This is a genomic window from Acidovorax sp. LjRoot74 (genome assembly GCF_964254355.1).
Taxonomy (GTDB): domain Bacteria; phylum Pseudomonadota; class Gammaproteobacteria; order Burkholderiales; family Burkholderiaceae_C; genus Acidovorax.
This window is the reverse complement of the sequence record NZ_CAXUTI020000001.1, coordinates 3,774,502-3,796,520: the sequence shown is the minus strand read 5'-3', so window position 1 is coordinate 3,796,520 and position 22,019 is coordinate 3,774,502. Positions and strand designations below refer to the sequence as shown.

The following is a 22,019-nucleotide window of genomic DNA, read 5'->3' as shown; positions in this document are numbered from 1 at the left end:
CAATGAGCCACCCCGGGAGACAGGAACGATATGTGGACGCAACGCCTGATGTGGATTGCATGGCCCGCCTTCTTGATGGCGGGTGTGCTGGAGATGCTTGTTTTTGCGATGGTGGACCCGCAGGACCTGCACTGGTTCGGCCAGCCGCTGGCGCTGTCACGGCAAGGGGTCTATACCCTGGCTTTTTTTGCGTTCTGGGTTGTCACCATGGCCAGCAGTGCGCTGACTACGCTGCTGGCCATGTCACCTTTTGAGCTGAACCGTTGCCCGGTGCCAGAGGGCGAGCGGCCGGATGACTGCCGCAAGACATCGTCCTGCTCTTGAGTGCGGTGTGGGGTACGGTGCTGGCTGCTAGGCAGCCGGTTTGCTTTGCACTGAAATCGGCACCAAATGTGGCAGGCAGCAGTTGATCGCCCGGCGAGGGCTCTTACAAAGTCAGTGGCAGGCCTGCTGGCTATTCACGATGCGCTTGAGGGCGTCCGTGTCCAGGATGCGGACATGGCGCTGTTTGACTTCCACAATGCCTTCTTCCACAAACTTGGAGAAGGTGCGGCTCACGGTTTCGAGTTTCAGGCCCAGGTAGCTGCCGATTTCTTCGCGGGTCATGCGCAGCACCAGTTCGGACTGCGAGAAGCCCCGCGCATGCAGGCGCTGCACCAGGTTCAGCAAGAAGGCGGCGAGGCGCTCTTCGGCGCGCATGCTGCCCAAGAGCAGCATCACGCCGTGTTCGCGCACGATCTCGCGGCTCATGATCTTGTGCACATGGTGCTGCAGGGCCGTGACCTCACGAGACAGTTCTTCGATGCGGTCGAAGGGCATGACGCAGACCTCTGCATCCTCCAAGGCCACTGCGTCGCAGGTGTGGTGGTCGTTCACGATGCCGTCAAGGCCGATGATTTCGCCCGCCATCTGGAAACCCGTGACCTGATCGCGGCCGTCTTCTGTGGCCACGCAGGTCTTGAAAAAGCCGGTGCGGATGGCGTAGAGTGAGGTGAAGGATTCGCCGTTGCGGAATAGCGTGCCACCGCGCTTGACCTTGCGGCGAACGGCAACAACCTCGTCGATGCGCTGCAGTTGCTCTTCGTTCAGGCCCACGGGCATGCACAGCTCGCGCAGGTTGCAGTTGGAGCAGGCGACTTTGATGGTGAGCGGGTTCATAGGCACATGAGCTAGGGGTGGAGCGTCGAGCATATCGTGCCCGATGCGAAAAGCTGGGAAGGCCTTCGGGGGCATCTGAGCGACTGACATGCATCAAATTGTCGCTGGTCGGCCTGATTGTTCACTTGATGCAGGTCAAGGACATGTTCCTAAGGGTACGGCACAGTCAGGGTGTACGCAAGGATATTCCCCCATGACTGCTGTTTCGCCCGATCTCCTGCGCCGTTTCGACGTGCCGGGACCCCGCTATACCTCCTATCCGACAGCTGATCGTTTTGTCGAGGCGTTTGGGCAGGAGGACTACATCCTCGCGTTGGAGCAACGCCGGACGGGCTCGGTGGCCAAGGCCCTGCCCCTGTCCCTGTATGTGCACATTCCGTTCTGCGAATCGTTGTGCTACTACTGCGCCTGCAACAAGATCATCACCAAGCACCACGATCGCGCAGAGGTTTATCTGCGCTACCTGAGCCGCGAGATTGATCTGCACACCGCCCATTGCGGCGTGGGGCAGGTCGTGAGCCAGTTGCACCTGGGGGGCGGCACGCCCACGTTCCTGTCTGATGCAGGTCTGCGCGAACTCATGGCCATGCTCAAGCGCAGCTTCACGCTCGCGCCGGGCGGCGAATATTCCATCGAGGTGGATCCACGTACCGTCAATGCCGATCGGCTGGCCTTGCTGGCTGAGCTGGGGTTCAACCGTCTGAGTTTTGGTGTGCAGGATTTCGACGCGGAAGTGCAAAAGGCCGTGCACCGCATCCAGCCCGCCGAGCAGGTGTTTGCGCTGGTGGAGTCTGCTCGTTCGCTGGGTTTTGATTCGGTGAATGTGGACCTGATCTACGGCCTTCCACGCCAGACGCCCGAGTCGTTTGACCGCACCTTGGCGCAGGTGGCACAGCTTCGTCCCGACCGCATCGCGCTGTATGCCTACGCGCACCTGCCCGAGCGTTTCAAGCCCCAGCGTCGCATTGTGTCGGCCGAGCTGCCTACCGCGTCGAGCAAGCTGTCCATGCTCTCGCGTTCGCTGGATGCATTCATGGAGGCGGGGTATGTCTATGTGGGCATGGACCACTTTGCACTGCCCTCAGATGCCCTGGCCGTGGCCAAGCGGCAAGGGCGCTTGCACCGCAACTTCCAGGGCTACAGTACACAGCCCGACTGTGACCTGATCGGCCTGGGCGTGTCTGCCATTGGCCGGGTGGGCGCCACCTACAGCCAGAATTCCAAGACGCTGGATGAGTACTACGACTTTCTCGACCAGGGGCGCCTGCCGGTGGTGCGCGGACTGGCGCTGACGCGCGACGACCTTGTGCGGCGCGCCGCCATCATGGCCCTGATGTGCCAGGGTGAGTTGCTCTATGAATCCATGGAGCAGGCCTGGTTGATCGACGTGCGGCAGTACTTTGCAGCCGAAATCGCCCAGCTCGAAGACATGGCGGAGCAGGGGTTGGTGCGGGTAGGGCCTGAAGGGATTGAGGTGACTGCCATGGGGTGGTTCTTTGTGCGCGGCATTGCCATGGTGTTCGACCGCTATCTGCAGGCAGACCGCAACCGCGCCCGGTTTTCGCGCATCATCTGAGTCCTATGCTTGCAACGGTCGCCTGGACGGCTTTGCTCATGGGGCTCGCAGGCGGGTCCCATTGCTTGGCCATGTGCGCCGCACCCTGTGGCGCACTGGTCGGGCAGGGAGCGGAGCATGCCGCCGCAGCGGGTGGACGGGGCGGCACGCAGCGAGAGGCTGCAGTAGGGCAGGCCGTGCACTGGGCGCCGCGTGGTGGTGTGGCCCTGCGTGGTGTCGCATTTCATGGGGGGCGTTTGGTGGGGTACGCGGCTGCAGGGGCGCTGGCTGCTCTGGCCATGGACAGCCTGGCCTGGCTCACGCAGCAGACCACGGCCTTGCGCCCTGCGTGGACCCTGATGCATGTGGCCGTCATGGCCTGGGGCTTGATGATGATGGTGCAGTCGCGCCAGCCCGCCTGGGTGGAACAGGCCGGGCGAGCCGTCTGGGGGCGTGTACGACCGTGGGTGAGTGCGCCGGGCGGTGTGCTGGTGGCGGGTGTGCTCTGGGCATTGATGCCTTGCGGGTTGCTTTATTCGGCGCTGCTGGTGGCCGCGTTGAGCGGCGGGCCCCTGGAAGGGGCGCTGTGCATGGCGCTTTTTGGCGTGGGCAGCGGTGTCTGGCTTGTCGGCGGCCCGTGGGCATGGAGCCGCCTCCGGCGCCGCCTGAATCTGGCCCGCGCCGAATGGGGCACCCGGATTGCGGGGGGCTTGCTCTGTGCCGTTGCAGCCTGGGCGCTCTGGATGGACCTGATCTACAAGCCTTCACTTTGGTGTCGCTGATGCTTGCCGTTGGCGGACAGCTGTAAGAAGGCGGTTGGGAGGGGGTGACCCCAGGGTAGTGAGCGGGCCGACACTACACCTGGCTGGCCTTGTTTTCGGGCGCAACTGCCATGTTCTGCGCACTTTGGGGGCACATGCCTACCAAGTGTTGCCGTATCGCAGCGATGGGGTTCTGCTCCTTAGACAAGCCTCCGTAACTGGTGATAATCTGCGTAACTATTGGTGGCATTGATGTCTCCATGTTTCGCGTGCGCCTGAAGTGAACTCCTCCATCCTCATCGACATCAGCCAACTGCGGGTCGGCATGTACATCCAGCTCGATGTGGGCTGGATGCATCATCCTTTTCCGACCAGCAGTTTCCGGGTGGCGTCGGCCGAGCAGATTGCGACCTTGCGCGGACTGGGGTTGACCGAGGTGCGGTATCTCCCCAAAAAGAGCGATCCCGCGCTCAAGGAGCTGGTGCCCGCAGCCTGGAGCGTGCCGGAGATGGTGGCACCCCCAGCGAACGGCCTGGATGCTGCCCCGGGTGTCCCGGCGGCGGTGGATACCGAAGCCTTGCGGCGGCGGCAGCTGCTGGAGGCCCAGAACAAGGCGCTGGCTGCCTGCAACCAGCGATTCGCCGAAGCCACCCGGCAGTACCAGGCGATGGAGCGGGCGGTGTCCGAACACCCCGATCAAGCGCGCGACAAGGGCGTGGTGCTGGTGTCCGGCTGCGTTTCCGAGCTGCTGGAAAACGGAGACTCGGTGATCCGGTTGCTGTCAGAGGGGGTGGGCGAGCGCAATGCCCTCCACCCTATCAACGTGATGGTCATTTCGCTCCTGCTGGGCCGTGCCCTGGGCATGAAGAGCGAGGAGTTGCACGACCTGGGAGTGGCGGCACTGATCCACGACCTGGGTAAGCTCAAACTGCCGCCGAACCTGCGGCAACCTACCCCTTCCATGCCCCTGATGGAGCGCTCACGGTATGAGACCCATGTGGCGGAATCCGTGGCGATGGCCAAACGCATGGGGTTTCCTGAGGCGGTGGTGGTGGCTGTGGCCCGTCACCACGAAATGGCCGATGGCAGCGGGTTTCCGCAGCGGCTCACTGGAGCGGACCTGGGGCGGGCGAGCCAGGTGCTCGCGCTTGTCAACCGGTATGACCGCATGTGCAATCCAGCCATCGGTGTTGATGCCCTCACGCCCCACGAGGCGCTGTCCGTCATCTTTGCCCAGCTCAAGGCGAAGTTTGATTCCGTGGTGCTTGGCGCGTTTATCCGCATGATGGGGGTGTATCCGCCCGGCTCCATCGTCCAGCTGGTCAACGACCGCTATGCGATTGTGGCCTCGGTGAATTCGTCGCGTCCCTTGCGACCCAAGGTCATCGTCCATGATTCCCGGGTGCCCAAGGATGAGGCCCCTATCCTGGACCTGGAAACCGTGCCGGAGCTGGGTATCCGCCGCAGTCTCAAGCCAGCGCAGCTGCCTCGCGATGCCTTGGACTATCTTTCGCCCCGGCAGCGCATTTGTTACTTTTTTGAGCGAGCGGTCAGCCCCGGCCCCGAAGAGGCGGGTACGTGACCGACTTGCAATCGCATGGCTGGCTAGACGGTCTGCAGGAAGCCGTCTGGCTGGTCGATGAGGCGCACCATCTCATCCTGCATGCCAATGCAGCCGCAGAACGGCTGGTGGGCATGCCTGTGGCCGACATGGTCGGCAAGCCCGTGCTGGGACTGGCTGCCACTCCCCAGGACCAGGCTTTCTGGGCAGAGCCTCCCGAAGTGATTGCGGCGGGGATTCATTCGTACACCAGCCTGGTGCGTGCCAATGGCCTGCTGGTGCCTGTGGACCGGCATGTGACGCGGGTGCCTTGGGGGCAGGACGGGCGCACGGCCTTCATGCTGACCATGCTGGACCGCAGTGCTCAGGAGGCGACGGAGCACGAGCTGGAAACCTTGTTGTCCGAACTGCGCGCCACGCTGGATTCCGCCGCCGACGGCATGCTGGTCTGCGGGCTGGACCGCAGTGTGCGTGCTTTTAACCAAAGGCTGGCGCAGCTCTGGGGCTTGCCGCGACACCTGCTGGTGGAGCGCGACGATGCGGCCGTCTATGCATTCATGGCCAGCCAGGTGGCAGATGCGCGCGTCTACGCCGAACGCATGGCGGCCATTGAGCGTGAGCCCATGCAGGAGAGCACCGACATCCTGCAATTGCGCGGCGGCATGGTGCTGGAAATGCGCACGGTGCCGCAGTTCCGTCAGGGACGGGCGGTGGGGCGCGTCTATTCTTACCGCGACATTACCCGGCAGACTGAAATCCAGGCCAGCCTGCGCCTGGCGGCCCGCGTGTTCGAGTCCAGCCTGGATGCCATTTTTATTGCCGACAGCCAGCACCGCATCATGCGCATGAACCCAGGCTGTGAGCGCCTGGTGGGGCCTGCCGCCAAGGCCTTCGAGGGCTGCATGGCCGCCTCGCTGTTTGGTGGTGGCTCGGACGCTGGTTTCATGGAGCGGGTGCAGCAGGGCTGGTCGCGTGACGGTTTCTGGGAGGGAGAGCTTTGGCTGCCCCGCGACAACGGGGCCTATTGCGCTGTGCAACTGTCCTGGGTGGCGCTGCGCGACGATGAAGGGCGGCTGGTGCAGAGCATCGGTTTCATGCGCGACCTCACGCTGCAGCATGCAGCGCAGAAGCGCATCGAGGAGCTGGCCTACAGCGACGTGCTCACCGGCCTGCCCAACCGGCTGCTGTTGTCCCAGCGGGTTGATACCGCCATCCAGGGGGCGCGCCAGAGCGACACCGGTTTTGCGATCCTCTTCCTGGACCTGGACCGTTTCAAGATCATCAACGACTCTCTGGGCCATCCCTTTGGCGACCGCGTGTTACAGCTGGTGGCCGAGCGTCTGCAGACCTGTTTGCGGCAAACAGACATGCTGTGCCGGCTTGGGGGCGATGAGTTTGTCATCTACCTGCATGGCGGTGATGCGCCGGTGGCCGAGAGCGTGGCGCGCCGCATCCTGGACGACATGCTCAAACCCTTCATGCTCGACAGCATGGGGTTTTCCATCCAGTGCAGCATTGGCATTGCGCTGTATCCGCAGGACGGGGCGACACTCGACGACCTGATCAAGCAGTCTGATACCGCGATGTACCGTGTCAAGGAACGGGGGCGCGGCAGCTACGGCTTCTACCAGCCGCAGATGAACGCCAACCTGCTCGCGCGCATGCAGATGGAGCACGCCATGCGCCAGGCGCTGGGCCTGCAGCGCATGGCTGTGCACTACCAGCCGCAGGTCAACATGGCCACGGGGCGCATCACCGGGGCCGAGGCGTTGATCCGCTGGACCGACCCCGAGTTCGGCGCGGTCTCGCCTGGCGTGTTCATCCCGCTGGCCGAGGAGTCGGGCTACATCGTGACCCTGGGCGCCTGGGTGATGGAGCAGGCCGTGCGGGAAGCGTCGGTATGGATGCACAGTGGCATGCCGATCATGATTTCTGTGAACGTGTCGGCCCTGGAGTTCCGCCAGCCTGACTTTGTGGACCGGATCACGCGCCTGCTGGCGGTACACCAGCTCCCACCGACCTTGCTGGAACTGGAATTGACCGAAACCATCCTGCTGCAAGATGCGCAGGAAATGGAGCAGCGGCTGCGGGTGCTCGCTGACCTGGGCATTGGCCTGGCCATCGATGACTTCGGCACGGGCTACTCAAGCCTGGCCTACCTCAAGAAACTGCCCATCCACAAGCTCAAGATCGACCAGTCCTTTGTGCGTGGCCTGCCCGATGACGATGGCGACCGTGCCATCGTGAGTGCCATCATCAGCATGGGCCGCGCCATGCACATCGAGGTGGTGGCCGAGGGGGTGGAGACCGAAACCCAGCAGGCCGTGTTGCAGCAGATGCTGTGCGAACACTACCAGGGCTTTCTGTGCGCGCCCGGACTGCCGGCTGAGAAGTTCCGCGCCATGCTGCGTGAGCCCCTGCCGCTGAAAGCGCAGGGCAAACACCGGCCCATCATTTCGTAGGGCCCCGGCGCCCAACCGGGGCGGTAGAGCCTGCGCCCAGAGAGGGCGGCGGCTCTGTCAGCGTCTCAGCCTCAGAGGGCTGCGACACCCTTCCACAGCATGTAGGCCGCGAGGCCAAACAGCAGATAGGCAAAAACGCGCTTGAGCTGTTTCACGGGCAGGCTGTGCGCAGCCTTGGCGCCCAGCGGGGCCGTCAGCACGCTGCAGGTGGCGATCACTGCAAGCGCAGGCAGCCAGACATAACCCAGGGACGCAGCAGGCAGGCCCTCCACGTTCTGCCCGCCCACCACGTAGCCGACCACATTGGCCAGCGCGATCGGAAAGCCCAATGCTGCACTGGTGGCCACCGCATTGTGGATAGGCACGTTGCACCAGGTCATGAAGGGCACGCTCACAAAACCGCCGCCAGCGCCGACCAGCCCTGACAAAAATCCGATCACGCCACCGGCCGCCACCTGGCCTGCGCCGCCGGGCATCTGGCGCGAAGGGGCGGGCTTCTTGTCCAGGAACATTTGTGTAGCAGAGAAGCTCACGAACAGCGCGAAGAAGATGGCGAGGAAGGACCCCTTGAGCAGCGCGAACACCCCGAGGCTTGCCAAAAAGCCACCCAGCACGATGCCGGGGGCCAGGCGCTTGACGATGTCCCAGCGCACAGCGCCGCGCTTGTGGTGGGCCCGCACGCTGGAGATCGATGTGAACATGATGGTCGCCATCGATGTGGCAATCGCCATCTTGACCGCCAGGTCGGGCGCCACTTTTTGTGCGCCCAGGATGTAGGTCAGGAACGGCACCAGCAGCATGCCGCCACCAATGCCGAGCAGGCCGGCCAGAAAGCCGGTAGCCAGGCCCAGCACACCGAGTTCAATGATCAGGAGAGGGTCCAGCATGGCGCGATGAAAAGAAAGGAAAAAGGAACGGGGGCGGAGCAGAGTCCGGCGACCGGGATGCAATGCCCTGCCCGCAGAGGGGCGGCGACGGTGTGCATGGGCTGGGGCATGAAGAAGAGGGTGTCTGCGAATACCACCGGACTCTCATCCTGAACCGGGGGTTCAGGTGGGCGAGGGCAGCCAAGCGTTGGGTTCATCTGACGCGAGATGATCACGCTCACCGGGCGATGTACCAAGCCCGAGCTCGTTGAGCATTGGTTCAAGGAAATATAAAGCCCGGCGGCTTCGCAGACCTCACCATTGTAGGCGCTTGCCGCAGGCGCAGAGGGCGCCGCGAAGTAAAAGCCCGCAGGTCTGCTGGAGCATGGCCGACTACCTCGGGCGCGGCCTGTACTTCGCGTGAAGTATGTCTGCCGGGGTGGTGGAGGGTGACCTCAGAGCAGGCGGCCGTCGTCGCCCAGGGCCTGGTCCAGGCGCTGCACCAGCGTCTGCAGGCGTTGGTTTTCGTCGTCGGGCAACAGGGATTCCTGGTGCCCCGAACCTGATGCGGGCGATAAAGACGGTGCTGCTTTGGCTGCAGAACCCGCCGCCAGGTCGGCCGCTTCGCGGTCTGCGATCTCGAAAGCCAGGTTCAGGGCCGCCAGCACGGCGATGCGTTCACGGGCGCGCACCTTGCCGGCGTCGCGGATGCGTGTCATCGCGGTATCCACACGCTCCACGGCATCAAGCAGGCGGCTTTCTCGGCCCTCGGGGCAGGTCAGCAGGTAGCTTTGCTGCAGGATCTGCACCTCGATTTGCTTCATTCGGCTTCTTTCGTGAGCGGAGTGGCGGCGGGAAGGCGTTCGAGCAGGGCATCCACACGGGCGCGCGCTGCACTCAGGCGCGACTTGAGCGAATCCCGCTCCTGGGTGAGGGCGGCCACCTGATCCGCCAGCAAGGCGTTGGTGCGCTGCAGCTCTGCGTGGCGTAGCAGCAGGCGCTCAACGCGGTCGGCGATCTGGTCGGTGGGGGACGGTGTTGCCATACAGCCAGCGATTGTAGGGTTGCGCGTTGTAAACGGTCGTAAAATCCCGCTGTTGGTGCTCGCGGTGTGGTTCACATGCCGCAGTTCAACGGGAAGCAGGGAGGTGCCGCCACACATGGCGCGCCCAGCCTGCGCTGCCCCCGCAACGGTCAGCGGACGAATCACCTGATTCTCTCTCCATCCATAAGCCACTGGGCGCCTTGAACAAGCGTCTGGGAAGGCATTGGGGGGTGCTCCGCCAGCCCGGATACCGGCCAACATGGTGGCTGCGTGCGCCCGCTTGGAGCGCTGCGCGGCTGTATCACCCACATGCTGGCGGGAGGCCGGCCCCGGGTTGTTTGTTGACCTTGATCCCCATGAAAATCCGTACCCTTCGTGCGCGCCCTGTGGCGTCGCTGCGCGTGCCCGCCCAACGTCTTGCGCTGGTGGCCCTGGCGGTTGGCAGTGCCTGCAGTGCCCTGGCCCAGACCGTGCCCGGCGCAGGCGAGTTGCTGGCCCAGAACCTGCGCGCGCCCCAGCTCGGCGAAACCGTGGTGGCTGCCACGCGCACGCCGCAGCCGCTCACCGACCTGATTGCCGATGTCTCCATCGTGGACCGCGAGACCATCGAAACCAGCGGCGCCACCGGCCTGGCCGACCTGCTCGCCCGCCTGCCGGGTGTGGAGTTTTCGCGCAACGGCGGCCCCGGCACGACCACCGGCGTGTTTCTGCGTGGCGCAGAGTCGCGCTTCACGGCGGTGTACATCGATGGCGTGCGCATCGATTCGCAATCCACGGGCGGCGCGCCCTGGGAGAGCATCCCGCTCTCCCTCATCGACCGCATCGAAGTGCTGCGTGGCCCGGCGGGCGCCGTGTATGGCTCGGACGCCATGGGGGGCGTGGTGCAGATTTTCACCAAGCGCGGTGAGAACGGCACGGCGCCTTATGTGGGCGTGGGTGTGGGCAACCATGGCACCTCCAAGCTGGAGGCTGGCATCAGCGGCGCCAGCGGCACCTTGGACTACGCGCTCGGCCTGTCCCGCGAAAACAGCAAGGGCTTCAACGCCCGCACCGTTGCCACCCAGAACCCTGACCGCGACGGCTACCGCAACACGTCGGGCCACGCCCGTGTGGGCCTGCAGCTGGATGCCGTGCACCGGCTGGAGGGCACGCTGATGGTCAACGACGCCAACGCCGGGTATGACAACGGCCTGGGCAAGGACGACCGCAACCTGCACACCATGCATGCGCTGGGCCTGAACTGGAGCGCGCAGTGGAGCAGCGCTTACAAGACGCGCTTTTCCATCACCGATTCGCGCGATGAATATGAAACCCGCCCCTCGCCCTACCTGAGCGACACCCGCCTGCGGGGCTACTACTTCCAGAACGAATGGCGCCAGGGCGCACACCTGGTCACGGCTGCGCTGGAGCGCCGCGAAGACCGCCTGGAAAACAAGCCTATCGACGCCAAGCGTTCGCAAGACGCACTGGCCCTGGGCTATGGTTACAACGCCGCAGGCCACACCGTGCAGCTCAACCTGCGCCACGATTCCGACAGCGAGTTTGGCGGCAAGAGCACCGGCAGCGCGGCCTATGGCTACGCCATCACCCCGCAGTGGCGCGCTACGGCCTCGGTGGGCACGGCCTTCCGGGCGCCCACGCTCTACCACCGCTTCAGCGAGTACGGCGTGGCCACGCTGCGCCCCGAAAGCAGCCGCAATGCCGAAGTGGCGCTGCGCTATGCCCAAGACAACAGCACGTTCTCGGCCACGCTGTTTCGCAACCGGGTGAGCAACCTGATCTCCTTTGGTGGCGCGGGCACCTGTGCCTCCAGCTTTGGCTGCTACGCCAACACCGCCCGGGCCGAGTACAAGGGAGTGACCTTTGCCGGTTCGCACCGTCTGGGTGACGTGCAGCTGCATGGCTCCATCGACCTGCAGCGCCCGCGTGACCTGGACACCGGCAAGCAGCTGGCACGCCGCGCCAAGCAGCACGCCACCTTCGGCGCCGACACCCGCCTGGCGGGATGGACCGTGGGCGCCGAGGTGCAGGCTTCGGGCCGCCGCTTTGACACCGTGGCCAACACCAACGTGCTGGGCGGTTACACCCTGGTCAACCTGTACGCCAGCACCCGCATTGCGCGCGACTACACGCTGCTCGCACGCATCGACAACCTGGCTGACAAGGATTACCAGCTGGCGCGCACCTACGCCACCGCAGGCCGCACGGTCTACGTCGGTGTGAAGTGGGCACCACAGTGACCCTGGTGACGACCGCTTCCGCCCGCTGCCCGGCGCTGCTGATTGCGGCCCCGGCCTCCGGGCAGGGCAAGACCACCGTCACCGCCGCCCTGGCGCGCCTGCACACACGCCAGGGGCGGCGTGTGCGGGTGTTCAAGTGCGGGCCGGATTTTCTGGACCCCCACTGGCACCAGCTGGCCAGCGGTGCGCCCGTGCACCAGCTCGACCTGTGGATGAACGGCGAGGCCGACTGCGCGCAGCGCCTGCACGATGCTGCGTGCGAGTCGGACCTGATCCTCATCGAAGGTGTGATGGGCCTGTTTGACGGCAGCCCCAGCGCGGCCGACCTGGCCCGGCATTTTGGCGTGCCGGTGCTGGCGGTGGTCGATGCCTCGGCGATGGCGGGCACCTTTGGCGCACTGGCCTATGGCCTGCGCCACTACCGGCCGGGCCTGCCCTGGGCTGGTGTGCTGGCCAACCGCGTGGGCAGCGCGCGCCATGCCGACATGCTGCGGGACGGCCTGCACGATGCCGATGACTGGATGGGCGCGCTGATGCGGGTGCAGCCCGGCAACGCACCAGCAGCCGCCAAGGCCAGTGAGGCACTGCTGCCCGAGCGCCACCTGGGCCTCGTGGCCGCGCACGAGCTGGACGACAGCCTCCAGCGGCTGGACGCAGCGGCCGACGCGCTGGCCGCCACGCCGCTGGGCCAGATGACGCCGGAGGACCTGCAGGGCTGGGCCGTGGACTTCCCGGCACCAGCATCCCCGGTTGCCGTGCCTGCGCTGCTCGCAGGCCGCACAGTAGCCGTAGGGCGTGATGCAGCGTTCTGCTTCATTTATGCCGCCAACGTGCAGTGCCTGGAACAGATGGGCGCGCGCGTGGTGTTCTTCTCGCCGCTGCACGATGCCGCATTGCATGATTGCGACGCGGTGTGGCTGCCCGGCGGTTACCCCGAGCTGCACACTGCGCAGATCGCGGCCAACACTGGCATGCAGGCCAGCCTGCGCGCCCATGCGGACGCGGGCAAGCCACTGTGGGCCGAGTGCGGCGGCATGATGGCGCTGTTTGAATCCATCACCCTCACGGACGGCAGCGTGGCCCCGCTGTGGGGCCTGCTGCCCGGCCGCGTGACCATGCAAAAGCGTCTGGCGGCCCTCGGCCCGCAGCACCTGACGGTGGCTGGGCACACGCTGCGCGGCCACACCTTCCACTATTCGACCAGCGACAGCAGCGCCCCCGTGGTGGCCCGCACGGCGCGCCCCCACGAGGCCGTGGCGCCCGACGCGGGCGAAGCGCTTTACCAGCAAGGCAGCATCCACGCCAGCTACTTCCACGCCTGGTTCCCGTCCAGCCCCGAGGCGGTGGCGTACCTGCTGGGCGGTGAGGGCCACGCATGACTTCCGCCCTGCCTTTGCCCATCACTACCGAGTTGATCCTGGGCGGCCAGAAGAGCGGCAAATCCCGCCGCGCCGAACTGCTGGCGCGCGACTGGCTGGCGCAGTCTGCCGACCACCGCGCCGTGCTGATCGCCACCGGCCAGGCCTGGGACGATGAAATGCGCGAGCGCATCGCCCGCCACCAGCGCGACCGCGCCGAGCGCGTGCCCGGCCTGCAGACGGTGGAAGAGCCGCGCGACGTGGCGGGGGCCCTCACGCAGCTCAGTACGCCGCAGACCCTGCTGGTGGTGGATTGCCTCACGCTGTGGCTCACCCAATGGACCATGCCACTGGGTGTGGAGGCCATGAATTTTGAGCAAAAACAGGCCATTGCGCGCGACTGGCAAGCGCAAGCAGCTATGTTTTTGGTAGCGGTTCGGAAATCCCCCGGCCCCGTTGTTCTGGTGGGCAACGAAATTGGCCTGGGGGTCATCCCGATGGGGCGCGAGGTGCGCGCCTTTGTGGATGCGCTGGGCATCCTCAACCAGCAGGTGGCGGAGGTGTGCCCCCGCGTCACGCTGATGGCGGCAGGCCTGCCCCTCACTTTGAAAGAACCTTGCTGATGAAACCGACCCCCGTGCGCCGCATCCTCTGGGTGATTGCGATCCTGTTGCTGCTGGGCCTGCTCATGGCGGGCCTGGCGCGTGCACAGCCGGTACACATCAAGGACGACAAGGGCCGCGAGGTCTCGCTGCCCCGGCCTCCGCAGCGCATCGTGAGCCTGCTGCCCTCGCTGACCGAAAGCGTGTGCGAGCTGGAGCATTGCCACCGCCTGGTGGGGGTGGACCGCTACTCCAACTGGCCCGAAGCCGTGATCGCCAAACTGCCCAAGGTGGGCGGCGGCCTGGATCCGAGCATCGAGGCCATCGTGGCGCTCAAGCCCGATGTGGTGCTGATGTCTGTCAGCTCGCGCGCCAGCGACCGGCTGGAGGCGCTGGGCCTCACGGTGGTGCAGCTGGAGCCCAAGACCCATGCCGACGTGCGCCGCGTGCTGGGCACCGTGAGCGACCTGCTGGGCGTGCCCCGTGCGCATGGCGCTGACCGCCTCTGGCGTGTGATCGACGCGGGGGTGGAGGCGGCCGCGCAGTCCCTGCCGCCCAAGGCCCGGAATGCACGCGTGTACTTCGAGGTGAGCCGGGGACCTTATGGAGCGGGCGAAGCGTCGTTCATCGGCGAATCCCTCACCCGGCTGGGTGTGCGCAATGTGGTGCCGGCATCGCTGGGCCCGTTTCCGCGCCTGAACCCCGAGTTTGTGGTGCGTGCCAACCCCGACATCATCATGATCGGCAACCGCAGCATGCAGGCCATGGTGCCGTACCCCGGCTGGGCCACCATGCGTGCCATCCGCGAGAACCGGCTGTGCGTGTTTGGCCCCGGCGACTCCGACGTGGTGGTGCGCCCCGGCCCGCGCATGGCCGAGGCGGCCCGCATCATGGCGAAATGCCTGGTAGACAAGGCGCCATGACCCACGTCGCCACGGATCTGCCGACCGGCTCCGCCAGACGCCGCGCGGCCTGGTGCACCGCCTGGCTGCTGCTCGCCAGCGTGTTGCTGGCCCTGTGTGGCGCCAGCGTGGGCAGCACCGGTTTTGACAGCGTGTTGCGCATGCACGGCGACCCCGTGGCCTGGCAGATCGTGTGGGACATCCGCCTGCCGCGCACGCTGGGTGCGTGGCTGGCGGGCGCTCTGCTGGGCCTGTCGGGCGCGGTGGCGCAGGGCCTGTTCCGCAACCCGCTGGCCGATCCGTACCTGCTGGGCAGCGCCTCGGGCGCCGCGCTGGGCGGGGCCGTGGCGATGGCGATGTTCGGCGTGTCGCCGGTGGCGGCGCAGTGGATGGCGCGCATCGGCATCACGGGCATGGCGTTTCTGGGCGCGGCGGGGGCGGTGGTGCTCACACTGATCCTGGCGCGCGGGGTGCAGCACACGCTGCGCCTGCTGCTGGCGGGCGTGATTGTGGGCGTGGTGCTGGGCGCCGTGCGCGACCTGGTGGAACTGGCCTCGCCCGACATCCTGCAGGCCATGCAGGCCTTCACGCTGGGCAGCACGGCCTTCGTGGGCTGGATGGCCTGCGTGCTGATGGCGGCGGTGTGGGCGCTGTGTTCGGTGGTGGCCTGGATGCTGGCGCGTGCGCTCGACGGCCTCACGCTGGGCGAGGCCACGGCCGCCAGTCTGGGCCTGCCGCTCATGCCCATGCGCGTGGGGCTGGTGGCCGCCATGGCGCTGGCCACGGGCACGGCCGTGGCGCAGACGGGGCTCATCGCCTTTGTGGGGCTGGCCGCGCCGCACCTGGTGCGCTCCATCGTGCGCGTGACGCACGAGCGGCACATCGTGCTTTCCAGCCTGATGGGGGCCGTGCTGCTGATGGCGGCCGACATCCTGGCGCGCTGGGTGCTGGCGCCGCAGGAGTTGCCCGTGGGCGTGCTCACGGCGGCGCTGGGCGGCACCTACCTGCTGTGGCTCATGCACCGGCGCACAGCGCAAGGCGGTGTGCTATGAATTCAGTAGCTATTAACGCACGCCAGATAGGCGCAAGCATCGGAAATCGTTTGATATTGCAGGGTATCGACCTGCAACTGCCCGCCGGGCGCTGGACCAGCATCGTCGGCCCCAATGGTGCGGGCAAGTCCACCTTGCTCAAGGTGCTGGCCGGGCTGTTGCCGCGCACGGCGATACAGGGCGAGGTGTTGCTGCTGGGCCGCCCGCTGGCGCAGATCCCGGCGCGCGAACGCGCCCGCCAGCTCGCCTGGCTGGGCCAGAACGAAGGCTCGGCCGACGACCTCACCAGCTACGACGTGGCCATGCTGGGCCGCCTGCCGCACCAGGCCTGGCTGGCCCCGCCCGGCGCGGCCGACCACGCGGCGGTGGAGCAGGCGCTGCGCACCACCCAGGCCTGGGACTGGCGCCATCGCCCGCTGTCGCAACTGTCGGGCGGCGAGCGCCAGCGCGTGCTGCTGGCCCGCGCGCTGGCCGTGCAGGCGCAGGTGCTGCTGATGGACGAACCGCTGGCCAACCTCGACCCCCCGCACCAGACCGACTGGCTGCACACCATGCGCGCACTGGTCGATGCGGGGGGCACGGTGGTCAGCGTGCTGCACGAGGTGTCGCTGGCGCTGCAGGCCGACGACATGGTGGTGATGGCGAATGGCCGCGTGCTGCACCAGGGCGCGTGTGATGCACCCGCCACGCACGCGGCGCTGGAAGAGGTGTTTGACCACCGCATCCAGGTGCGGCACCTCGATGGCTTGTGGATGGCGCTGCCCTCGCTGCAGCGCCGTAACAGCCCATGAACCAACCAATGAACCAACACATACATTGAGGGAGTGAAAGCATGAACATTGAATCGGGTTTTGCGCAGGTCGCGCAGTCGCTGCTCTGGCCGGTGCTGGTGCTGGTGGGTCTGGCATTCGTTTACGCACTGTGGACGGGGGGCGCCACGCTGATGGAAGCCTGGCAGCGCTGGCGCCAGCCGCAGTACCGCTCGCTGCGCGTGGCGCCGGGCCTGTCGATGGAAGAGCTGGAGCTGCAGCTGGTGCGCCAGGTAGAGCCCGTGCGCCTGCTCAGCCGCCTGTCGCCCATGCTGGGGCTGATCGCCACCATGATCCCTCTGGGCCCTGCGCTGCAGAGCGTGGCGGCGGGCAATGGCCAGCAGGCGCTGGCCGTGTTCAGCGGCGCGTTTGCGGGCGTGGTGCTGGCGCTGGCCGCAGCGTCGGTGGGGCTGGTGGTGTACTCGGTGCGCCGCCGCTGGCTGCTGGCCGAGCTGCTGGTGGTGCGCAAGGAGCGCGGGGTGGCGCAATGACCTTGAAGCACCTGAGCGTCCTGGCCGAGGACGATGACGACCCGATGCTGTCTGCCGTGAACCTGGTGGATGTGTTCCTTGTGCTGGTGGTGGCGCTGCTCACGGCCGTGGCCGTGCAGAGCCAGACCAGTGCCAACGAGAGCGTCACCATCATCCGCAATCCGGGCCAGCCCGACATGGAGGTGGTGGTACGCGAGCAGGGCAAGGAAGTGCGCTTCAAGGGCGCGGGCAGCGCGGCACAGGGGCAGGGCGTGCGCGCGGGCGTGGCCTACAAGCTGGAAGACGGAAACATCGTCTACATCCCTGAAACCGGAGCGGCGCCTGCAGAAGCGGGCGCGGCCGACTCCGCCAAGCCATGAAGGCCTTCATTCTGCGTGCGGCACTGTGGTGCCTGTTGCTGGCTGCGCCGCTGGTGCAGGCCGCGCAGTCTGCGCCGGTGCTGCTCTGGCTCACGTCCGACATCACCACCGCCCCGCGCACGGCCATGGTGCAGCGCCTGGCCGCCGAGGCGGGCCTGGGCTTTGCGCACATCGACTACCCCCTGGCGGGCCCAGCGGTGCTCGACGCTGCACAGGCCCAGAAGCTGGAGCGCGCGCTGGCGGGCGCTGCGATGGTTTGGGTGGACGCGCCCCACGCCAGTGTGGAGGCGCGCCTGCGCCGCATGGTGGGGCAGCAACTGGATGCCCGTGCCGCGCGTTCCCCCGGCCGCGTGGTCTGGGTGCCTGCGGGCACGCCTGCTGTTGATCTCTCTGCGCTGGACGCTCCCGCCCGCATGGTGGCTTACCTGCAGGCGGGCGGCCCGCGCAATCTCAAAAACGCCATCGCCCTGGCGCACGCCACGGTGAGGGGTGCCGCCACGCCCGCCTTGTCCGCGCCCGACATCCTGCCCCCCCGGGGCATCTACCACCCCGAAGCGCCCCGCCTGCTGCCCCACGCCGCAGCGCTGGAGGCCTGGCGCCAAGGCCAGCCCGCGCTGCGCAGCCTGCCCGCCGTGGCCGTGCTGGTGCACCGCCACCATTTTGTGGATGGCAGCACTGAATGGCTCGATGCCTGGCTGCGCACCTTCCGCGAGCAGGGCCTGTTCGCCTATGCCGCCTTTGGCCAGCAGGTCACGGCACAGACGCTGGCCGAGGTGCTGGAGTTGCCTGCCGAAGGGGGCTCCGGCCCCGGCCGCCTGCATGCCTCGGCCCTGGTGTTGCACCAGCTGGTGCCCCAGGCCGCTGCGCTGCAGCCGCTGCTGGCGCGCTGGGGGGTGCCACTGCTGGGCACGCAGCCTTTCCGTGCGGGCGATGTGGCCGCCTGGGAAGCCAGTGACACCGGCCTGTCGCTGTCCGATGTGCCGTTCTACCTGGCGCAGCCCGAGGCGGCGGGTGCCATCGATCCGGTCCTGGTCGCCGCCCACGGCGCCGAGGGCAAGGACTTTCGCCTCATCGAGCGCCAAGCCCAGGCCGTGGCCGCCAAGGCGCGGCGGCTGATTGCGCTGCAAACCAAGCCTGCCGCCGACAAGCGCCTGGTGGCCATGGTCTACAACTATCCGCCGGGTGGCACCAACTTCGGTGCCTCGTTCCTCAACGTGCCGCGCAGCCTGGAGCAGGTGTCCGGTGGGCTCGCCCAGGCGGGTTACCGCACGCGCCAGGTGCCCGAGCAGGGCTGGATCGACGGCCTCAAGCCGCTGCTCGCCGCCTACTACCCCGGCGCCGATGTGCGCAAGTTGCTGGAGTCGGGCCAGGCCGCTGCGCTGCCGCTGGCGCGCTACGAGCAGCACTTGGCCACGCTGCCGAAGGCCGTGCGTGATCGCATGAACGCGCACTGGGGCACCCCCGAAAAAAGCCGCTACGTGGTCGATTGGCAGGGTGAAAAGGTGTTCGCCATCCCGCGCCTGCAGGTGGGCCACCTCTCGGTGCTGCCCCAACCCCCGCGCGAGGAAACCCTGCGCCTGGGCCAGAACCCGTTCATGCACAAGTCCAAGGCGCCGCTGTCGCACCACTACCTGGCCGTGTACCTGTGGGCGCAATGGGAGGCCGATGCACTCATCCACTTCGGCACCCACGGCACCCAGGAATGGGCAGGCGGCAAGGCGCGTGCGCTGGATGTGTACGACGATGCGCTGCTGCCTCTGGGCGACTTGCCCGTGGTCTACCCCTACATCGTGGACAACCTGGGCGAGGCCCTCACGGCCAAGCGCCGGGGCCGCGCCGTGCTGGTGAGCCACCGCACGCCCGTGTTCGCCCCCGCAGGCTTCGAGGCCCGCATGGCCCACATGCACGAGGTGATGCACGAGTGGGAAACGGTGGACGAAGGCCCCACGCGCCGTGCGCTCGAAAAGCAATTGGTCGCGCAGTTTGTGGAGCACCAGCTGCACCGCGACCTGGGCTGGACGGCCGAGCGCATCGCGGCCGACTTCAGCGGCTTTCTTGAAATCCTGCACCCCTACCTGGACCAGCTCGCGCAAAGCTCGCAGCCCAAGGGCCTGGCCGTGTTCGGCCGTGTGCCCGCGCCTGAGCAGCGGCGCGAGACCATCCTGCAGGCGCTGCGCAAGCCGTTGATTGAGGCGCTGGGCGAGGACATCGACGAAGCCTTTTTGATCAAGCACGATGCGGTGTTGGCCGCACGCCCCGCGCGCTGGCTGGAGGTGGCCTTGAAGGATGCACAGGCCGCGAGCGTGTTGGACCTGCGCCCTGCGCTGCCCGCGCAGGCAGCAACGCCGGGCACGGCGGGGGCATCCGACGTGGTGCGCGCCGAAGACCATGTGCCCAACCGCGCCGCGCGCCAGCCCATCGACACGCCCGCGTTGCTGCAACTCGCGCAGAGAGCCCAGGAGCTGGAGCGCCTGCTCGCCACGGAGGGCGAATTGCCCGGCCTGCTGGCCGCGCTGGAAGGCCGCTACCTGAGTGCCGCCTACGGGGGCGACCCCATCCGCAACCCCGACAGCCTGCCCACGGGCCGCAACCTCACGGGGCTGGACCCGAGCCGACTGCCCACGCGCCAGGCCTACGCCGTGGCGCAGACGCTGTTCAACGACTGGTTGAAAGACTACCAGGCACGCCACGGCGGCCAGGCGCCAGCGCGCATGGCGCTGTCGCTGTGGGCGGGCGAGACGCTGCGCCACCAGGGCATCATGGAAGCGCAGGCGCTGGTGGCCCTGGGTATGCGCCCGGTGTGGGACGACGCGGGCCGCCCGGCGCGGGTCGAGACCATTCCCGCCGACGAGCTGAAGCGCCCGCGCGTCGATGTGCTCATGAGCATCACCGGCTCGTACCGCGACCAGTTCCCCGCCCTCATGGCATTACTCGACCGCGCCGTAGCCCAGGCCGCCACGGCCGAGCCCGGCAACGTGATCGCACGCAACACCGCGCAGATTGGCCAGGAGTTGCGCAAGCAGGGCGTGCCCCGCGCGCAGGCCGAGCAACTGGCGCGGGTGCGGGCCTTTGGCAATGCGGTGGGCGACTACGGCACCGGCCTGTCGGACGCGGTGCAGAGTGACGGCCTGCAGACCAACGATGCACGCCTGGGCCAGATGTTTTTGGAGCGCATGAGCCAGCCCTATCTGGACGGCGAGCCGGTGACGGGCGTGGCGGGAGGCACGGCCGCCAAGGCGCTGGGTGCCCACCTGCGTCGCACCGATGCGGCGATTCTCTCGCGCAGCTCGCACCTCTACGCGATGGTCAGTTCGGACGACCCGTTCCAGTACCTCGGCGGGTTGTCGGCTGCAGCCCGCGTGGCAGGCCGCCCGCAGGGGCTGGAGCTGCATGTGGCCCAGTTGCAGGACGTGAGCGAGCCCACCACCGAGACCGCGCAGCGCGCCATTGCGCTGGAGATGCAGTCGCGCTACCTGCACCCCGGTTGGCTGCAGGCCCAGAAGGCCGAGGGCTATTCGGGCACGCTGCAGGTGCTCAAGGCCGTGCAGTTCGCCTGGGGCTGGCAGGCCGTCGCGCCGGACACCGTGCGCAGCGGCCATTGGCAAAGCTTCTATGACGTGCTGGTGCGCGACAAGCACCAGCTGGGCCTGCCCGAATGGCTCAAGGAACACCCGCAGGCCTACGCCCAGTCGCTGGAGCGCCTGGTGCAGGCGCAGCGCCAGGGCTACTGGCAGGCCGATGCCGACACGCAAAAGCAACTTGCGCAGATGTACCAGGAGCTGACCCGCGCTGCACCGCTGGCGGCCGAGCTGCCCAGCGTGCGCCGCTGGGTGGAGCAGGCGGCGCAAGGTGCTGCGCCAGCGCCGGTCGGTATGGCGGTGGCCACGCCCCAGTCGCCCGCAGCCCCTGCACCACAGGTTGCACCGCCTGCAGCGGACCTGCCTGCGCCGCCGCTCCAGGCGCAGGCCCTGCCCGCTGCGCCCCCCGTGCCCGCCATGGGCGTATTGCTGGAGCGCCAGCCTGAGCGCGAAGCGCCCGCCACCGCCCAAGAGCCCAGCCCGGTGGAGCGCATGGCTGGCATCGTGGCCCTGCTGGTCATGGCCCTGGTGGTGTTCGCGGGTGCTGCCTGGCAGGCGCGCCGTCCGTTTTTGCCGTCCGCTGCGCCTGGCCTGGCCCGGGCATGACCTGAACCTTTTTTGGAAGTTCACCACACCATGCAGATCGAAACCCCTCCCACCGAAAAACGCTACGAAAAGCCCGAAGGCGAACGCCGGGGCATCGTCATCGTCAACACCGGCGACGGCAAGGGCAAGAGCACGGCGGCTTTTGGCCTGGCGCTGCGCGCGCATGGCCGGGGCAAGGCCGTGAAGATTTTCCAGTTCATGAAAGTGCCCACCGCGCGATTTGGCGAGCACCGCATGTTCGAGCAGATCGGCCTGCCCATCGAGGGCCTGGGCGACGGCTTCAGCTGGAAGAGCAAGGACCTGGAGCACTCGGCCCAACTGGCGCGCGACGGCTGGGAAAAGGCACGTGCCGCCATCCTGTCGGGCGAGCACTTTCTGGTGGTGCTGGACGAGATCACCTACCCGCTGATCTACGGCTGGCTGCCGCTCGATGGCGTGCTGCAGACCCTGCGCGAGCGGCCCCGTGACGTGCATGTGTGCCTCACCGGTCGCCGCTGCCCGCCCGAGATCATCGAGCTGGCGGACACGGTGACGGAAATGCAGCTCATCAAACACGCTTTCAAGGCGGGCATTCCTGCCCAGCGTGGCATCGAAGACTGACTTGCGCGCTGCCT

Annotated in this window: 19 protein-coding genes and 1 riboswitch; of the genes, 15 read left to right on the top strand and 4 right to left on the bottom strand. The window is 67.1% G+C overall.

Annotated features, from left to right (window positions below; translation table 11 throughout):
• The first annotated feature begins 30 nt into the window (after positions 1-30).
• The gene (locus ACSQ3O_RS18025) at positions 31-324 is read left to right on the top strand and encodes a hypothetical protein (protein ID WP_137748512.1); all 294 of its coding nucleotides are present in this window, start codon (positions 31-33) and stop codon (positions 322-324) included.
• A 111-nt stretch (positions 325-435) separates the two neighbouring features.
• Here ACSQ3O_RS18025 and fnr read toward each other — a convergent pair whose 3' ends face one another.
• On the bottom strand, positions 436-1,158 hold the full coding sequence (gene fnr, locus ACSQ3O_RS18020) for a fumarate/nitrate reduction transcriptional regulator Fnr (RefSeq protein WP_063461830.1): 723 nt from the start codon (positions 1,156-1,158) through the stop codon (positions 436-438).
• Between the two features lie 193 nt (positions 1,159-1,351).
• Between fnr and hemN the strand changes: the two genes are divergently transcribed.
• The 4 genes from hemN to ACSQ3O_RS18000 all read left to right on the top strand — a co-directional run bounded on the left by hemN (position 1,352) and on the right by ACSQ3O_RS18000 (position 7,497).
• Positions 1,352-2,734 carry an oxygen-independent coproporphyrinogen III oxidase gene (gene hemN, locus ACSQ3O_RS18015; protein ID WP_137748511.1) on the top strand — a complete coding sequence of 461 codons (1,383 nt, stop codon included), beginning with the start codon at positions 1,352-1,354 and terminating at the stop codon, positions 2,732-2,734.
• Between the two features lie 5 nt (positions 2,735-2,739).
• Positions 2,740-3,495, top strand: coding sequence for a sulfite exporter TauE/SafE family protein (locus ACSQ3O_RS18010; RefSeq protein WP_436139930.1), 756 nt, complete (start codon positions 2,740-2,742; stop codon positions 3,493-3,495).
• A 259-nt stretch (positions 3,496-3,754) separates the two neighbouring features.
• Positions 3,755-5,056, top strand: coding sequence for an HD-GYP domain-containing protein (locus tag ACSQ3O_RS18005; RefSeq protein WP_436139929.1), 1,302 nt, complete (start codon positions 3,755-3,757; stop codon positions 5,054-5,056).
• A complete protein-coding gene (locus ACSQ3O_RS18000; RefSeq protein WP_436139928.1) occupies positions 5,053-7,497 on the top strand; it encodes an EAL domain-containing protein in 2,445 nt (814 codons plus the stop codon). Before ACSQ3O_RS18005 ends, ACSQ3O_RS18000 begins: the two co-directional genes overlap by 4 nt.
• A gap of 71 nt (positions 7,498-7,568) precedes the next feature.
• Here ACSQ3O_RS18000 and ACSQ3O_RS17995 read toward each other — a convergent pair whose 3' ends face one another.
• The 3 genes from ACSQ3O_RS17995 to ACSQ3O_RS17985 form a co-directional block, all read right to left on the bottom strand.
• Entirely contained in the window at positions 7,569-8,384 is an 816-nt protein-coding gene (locus ACSQ3O_RS17995; protein WP_436139927.1) for a sulfite exporter TauE/SafE family protein, read from the bottom strand.
• A gap of 434 nt (positions 8,385-8,818) precedes the next feature.
• Positions 8,819-9,187, bottom strand: coding sequence for a cell division protein ZapA (locus tag ACSQ3O_RS17990; protein WP_298454679.1), 369 nt, complete (start codon positions 9,185-9,187; stop codon positions 8,819-8,821).
• Complete coding sequence (locus ACSQ3O_RS17985; protein ID WP_137748505.1) at positions 9,184-9,408, bottom strand: DUF904 domain-containing protein; 225 nt, start codon at positions 9,406-9,408, stop codon at positions 9,184-9,186. The genes ACSQ3O_RS17990 and ACSQ3O_RS17985 overlap by 4 nt, the downstream gene beginning before the upstream one ends.
• Before the next feature lie 36 nt (positions 9,409-9,444).
• Positions 9,445-9,681, top strand: a riboswitch (cobalamin riboswitch).
• 83 nt (positions 9,682-9,764) lie between these two features.
• Here ACSQ3O_RS17985 and ACSQ3O_RS17980 point away from each other — a divergent pair.
• From ACSQ3O_RS17980 to cobO, 10 genes are read left to right on the top strand one after another with little or no spacing between them, the layout of a single operon-like run.
• The gene (locus ACSQ3O_RS17980) at positions 9,765-11,648 is read left to right on the top strand and encodes a TonB-dependent receptor domain-containing protein (protein WP_436139926.1); all 1,884 of its coding nucleotides are present in this window, start codon (positions 9,765-9,767) and stop codon (positions 11,646-11,648) included.
• Positions 11,645-13,027 (top strand): cobyrinate a,c-diamide synthase, encoded by a 1,383-nt coding sequence (locus ACSQ3O_RS17975; RefSeq protein ID WP_436139925.1) that lies wholly within the window; start codon positions 11,645-11,647, stop codon positions 13,025-13,027. The genes ACSQ3O_RS17980 and ACSQ3O_RS17975 overlap by 4 nt, the downstream gene beginning before the upstream one ends.
• Positions 13,024-13,629: a bifunctional adenosylcobinamide kinase/adenosylcobinamide-phosphate guanylyltransferase gene (locus ACSQ3O_RS17970; RefSeq protein ID WP_436139924.1), complete on the top strand. Its 606-nt coding sequence runs from the start codon at positions 13,024-13,026 to the stop codon at positions 13,627-13,629. The genes ACSQ3O_RS17975 and ACSQ3O_RS17970 overlap by 4 nt, the downstream gene beginning before the upstream one ends.
• Positions 13,629-14,531, top strand: a complete 903-nt coding sequence (locus tag ACSQ3O_RS17965) for an ABC transporter substrate-binding protein (protein WP_436139923.1) — start codon at positions 13,629-13,631, stop codon at positions 14,529-14,531. Before ACSQ3O_RS17970 ends, ACSQ3O_RS17965 begins: the two co-directional genes overlap by 1 nt.
• On the top strand, positions 14,528-15,562 hold the full coding sequence (locus tag ACSQ3O_RS17960) for a FecCD family ABC transporter permease (RefSeq protein ID WP_436139922.1): 1,035 nt from the start codon (positions 14,528-14,530) through the stop codon (positions 15,560-15,562). The genes ACSQ3O_RS17965 and ACSQ3O_RS17960 overlap by 4 nt, the downstream gene beginning before the upstream one ends.
• Entirely contained in the window at positions 15,559-16,353 is a 795-nt protein-coding gene (locus ACSQ3O_RS17955) for an ABC transporter ATP-binding protein (protein ID WP_436139921.1), read from the top strand. Before ACSQ3O_RS17960 ends, ACSQ3O_RS17955 begins: the two co-directional genes overlap by 4 nt.
• Before the next feature lie 41 nt (positions 16,354-16,394).
• Positions 16,395-16,862 (top strand): hypothetical protein, encoded by a 468-nt coding sequence (locus ACSQ3O_RS17950; RefSeq protein WP_054256728.1) that lies wholly within the window; start codon positions 16,395-16,397, stop codon positions 16,860-16,862.
• Positions 16,859-17,221, top strand: coding sequence for a DUF2149 domain-containing protein (locus ACSQ3O_RS17945; protein ID WP_137748499.1), 363 nt, complete (start codon positions 16,859-16,861; stop codon positions 17,219-17,221). The genes ACSQ3O_RS17950 and ACSQ3O_RS17945 overlap by 4 nt, the downstream gene beginning before the upstream one ends.
• The gene (cobN, locus tag ACSQ3O_RS17940) at positions 17,218-21,405 is read left to right on the top strand and encodes a cobaltochelatase subunit CobN (protein WP_436139920.1); all 4,188 of its coding nucleotides are present in this window, start codon (positions 17,218-17,220) and stop codon (positions 21,403-21,405) included. Before ACSQ3O_RS17945 ends, cobN begins: the two co-directional genes overlap by 4 nt.
• A gap of 30 nt (positions 21,406-21,435) precedes the next feature.
• Entirely contained in the window at positions 21,436-22,005 is a 570-nt protein-coding gene (gene cobO / locus ACSQ3O_RS17935) for a cob(I)yrinic acid a,c-diamide adenosyltransferase (protein WP_137748497.1), read from the top strand.
• Positions 22,006-22,019: the final 14 nt, after the last annotated feature.

Coding starts and splice junctions, on each gene's coding strand:
- hemN (WP_137748511.1), top strand. CDS start 1,352: ATGACTGCTGTTTCGCCCGATCTCCTGCGCCGTTTCGACGTGCCGGGA.
- ACSQ3O_RS18025 (WP_137748512.1), top strand. CDS start 31: ATGTGGACGCAACGCCTGATGTGGATTGCATGGCCCGCCTTCTTGATG.
- cobN (WP_436139920.1), top strand. CDS start 17,218: ATGAAGGCCTTCATTCTGCGTGCGGCACTGTGGTGCCTGTTGCTGGCT.
- ACSQ3O_RS17970 (WP_436139924.1), top strand. CDS start 13,024: ATGACTTCCGCCCTGCCTTTGCCCATCACTACCGAGTTGATCCTGGGC.
- ACSQ3O_RS17995 (WP_436139927.1), bottom strand. CDS start 8,384: ATGCTGGACCCTCTCCTGATCATTGAACTCGGTGTGCTGGGCCTGGCT.
- ACSQ3O_RS18010 (WP_436139930.1), top strand. CDS start 2,740: ATGCTTGCAACGGTCGCCTGGACGGCTTTGCTCATGGGGCTCGCAGGC.
- fnr (WP_063461830.1), bottom strand. CDS start 1,158: ATGAACCCGCTCACCATCAAAGTCGCCTGCTCCAACTGCAACCTGCGC.
- ACSQ3O_RS17960 (WP_436139922.1), top strand. CDS start 14,528: ATGACCCACGTCGCCACGGATCTGCCGACCGGCTCCGCCAGACGCCGC.
- ACSQ3O_RS17945 (WP_137748499.1), top strand. CDS start 16,859: ATGACCTTGAAGCACCTGAGCGTCCTGGCCGAGGACGATGACGACCCG.
- ACSQ3O_RS17950 (WP_054256728.1), top strand. CDS start 16,395: ATGAACATTGAATCGGGTTTTGCGCAGGTCGCGCAGTCGCTGCTCTGG.
- ACSQ3O_RS17985 (WP_137748505.1), bottom strand. CDS start 9,408: ATGGCAACACCGTCCCCCACCGACCAGATCGCCGACCGCGTTGAGCGC.
- cobO (WP_137748497.1), top strand. CDS start 21,436: ATGCAGATCGAAACCCCTCCCACCGAAAAACGCTACGAAAAGCCCGAA.
- ACSQ3O_RS17965 (WP_436139923.1), top strand. CDS start 13,629: ATGAAACCGACCCCCGTGCGCCGCATCCTCTGGGTGATTGCGATCCTG.
- ACSQ3O_RS17980 (WP_436139926.1), top strand. CDS start 9,765: ATGAAAATCCGTACCCTTCGTGCGCGCCCTGTGGCGTCGCTGCGCGTG.
- ACSQ3O_RS17955 (WP_436139921.1), top strand. CDS start 15,559: ATGAATTCAGTAGCTATTAACGCACGCCAGATAGGCGCAAGCATCGGA.
- ACSQ3O_RS17990 (WP_298454679.1), bottom strand. CDS start 9,187: ATGAAGCAAATCGAGGTGCAGATCCTGCAGCAAAGCTACCTGCTGACC.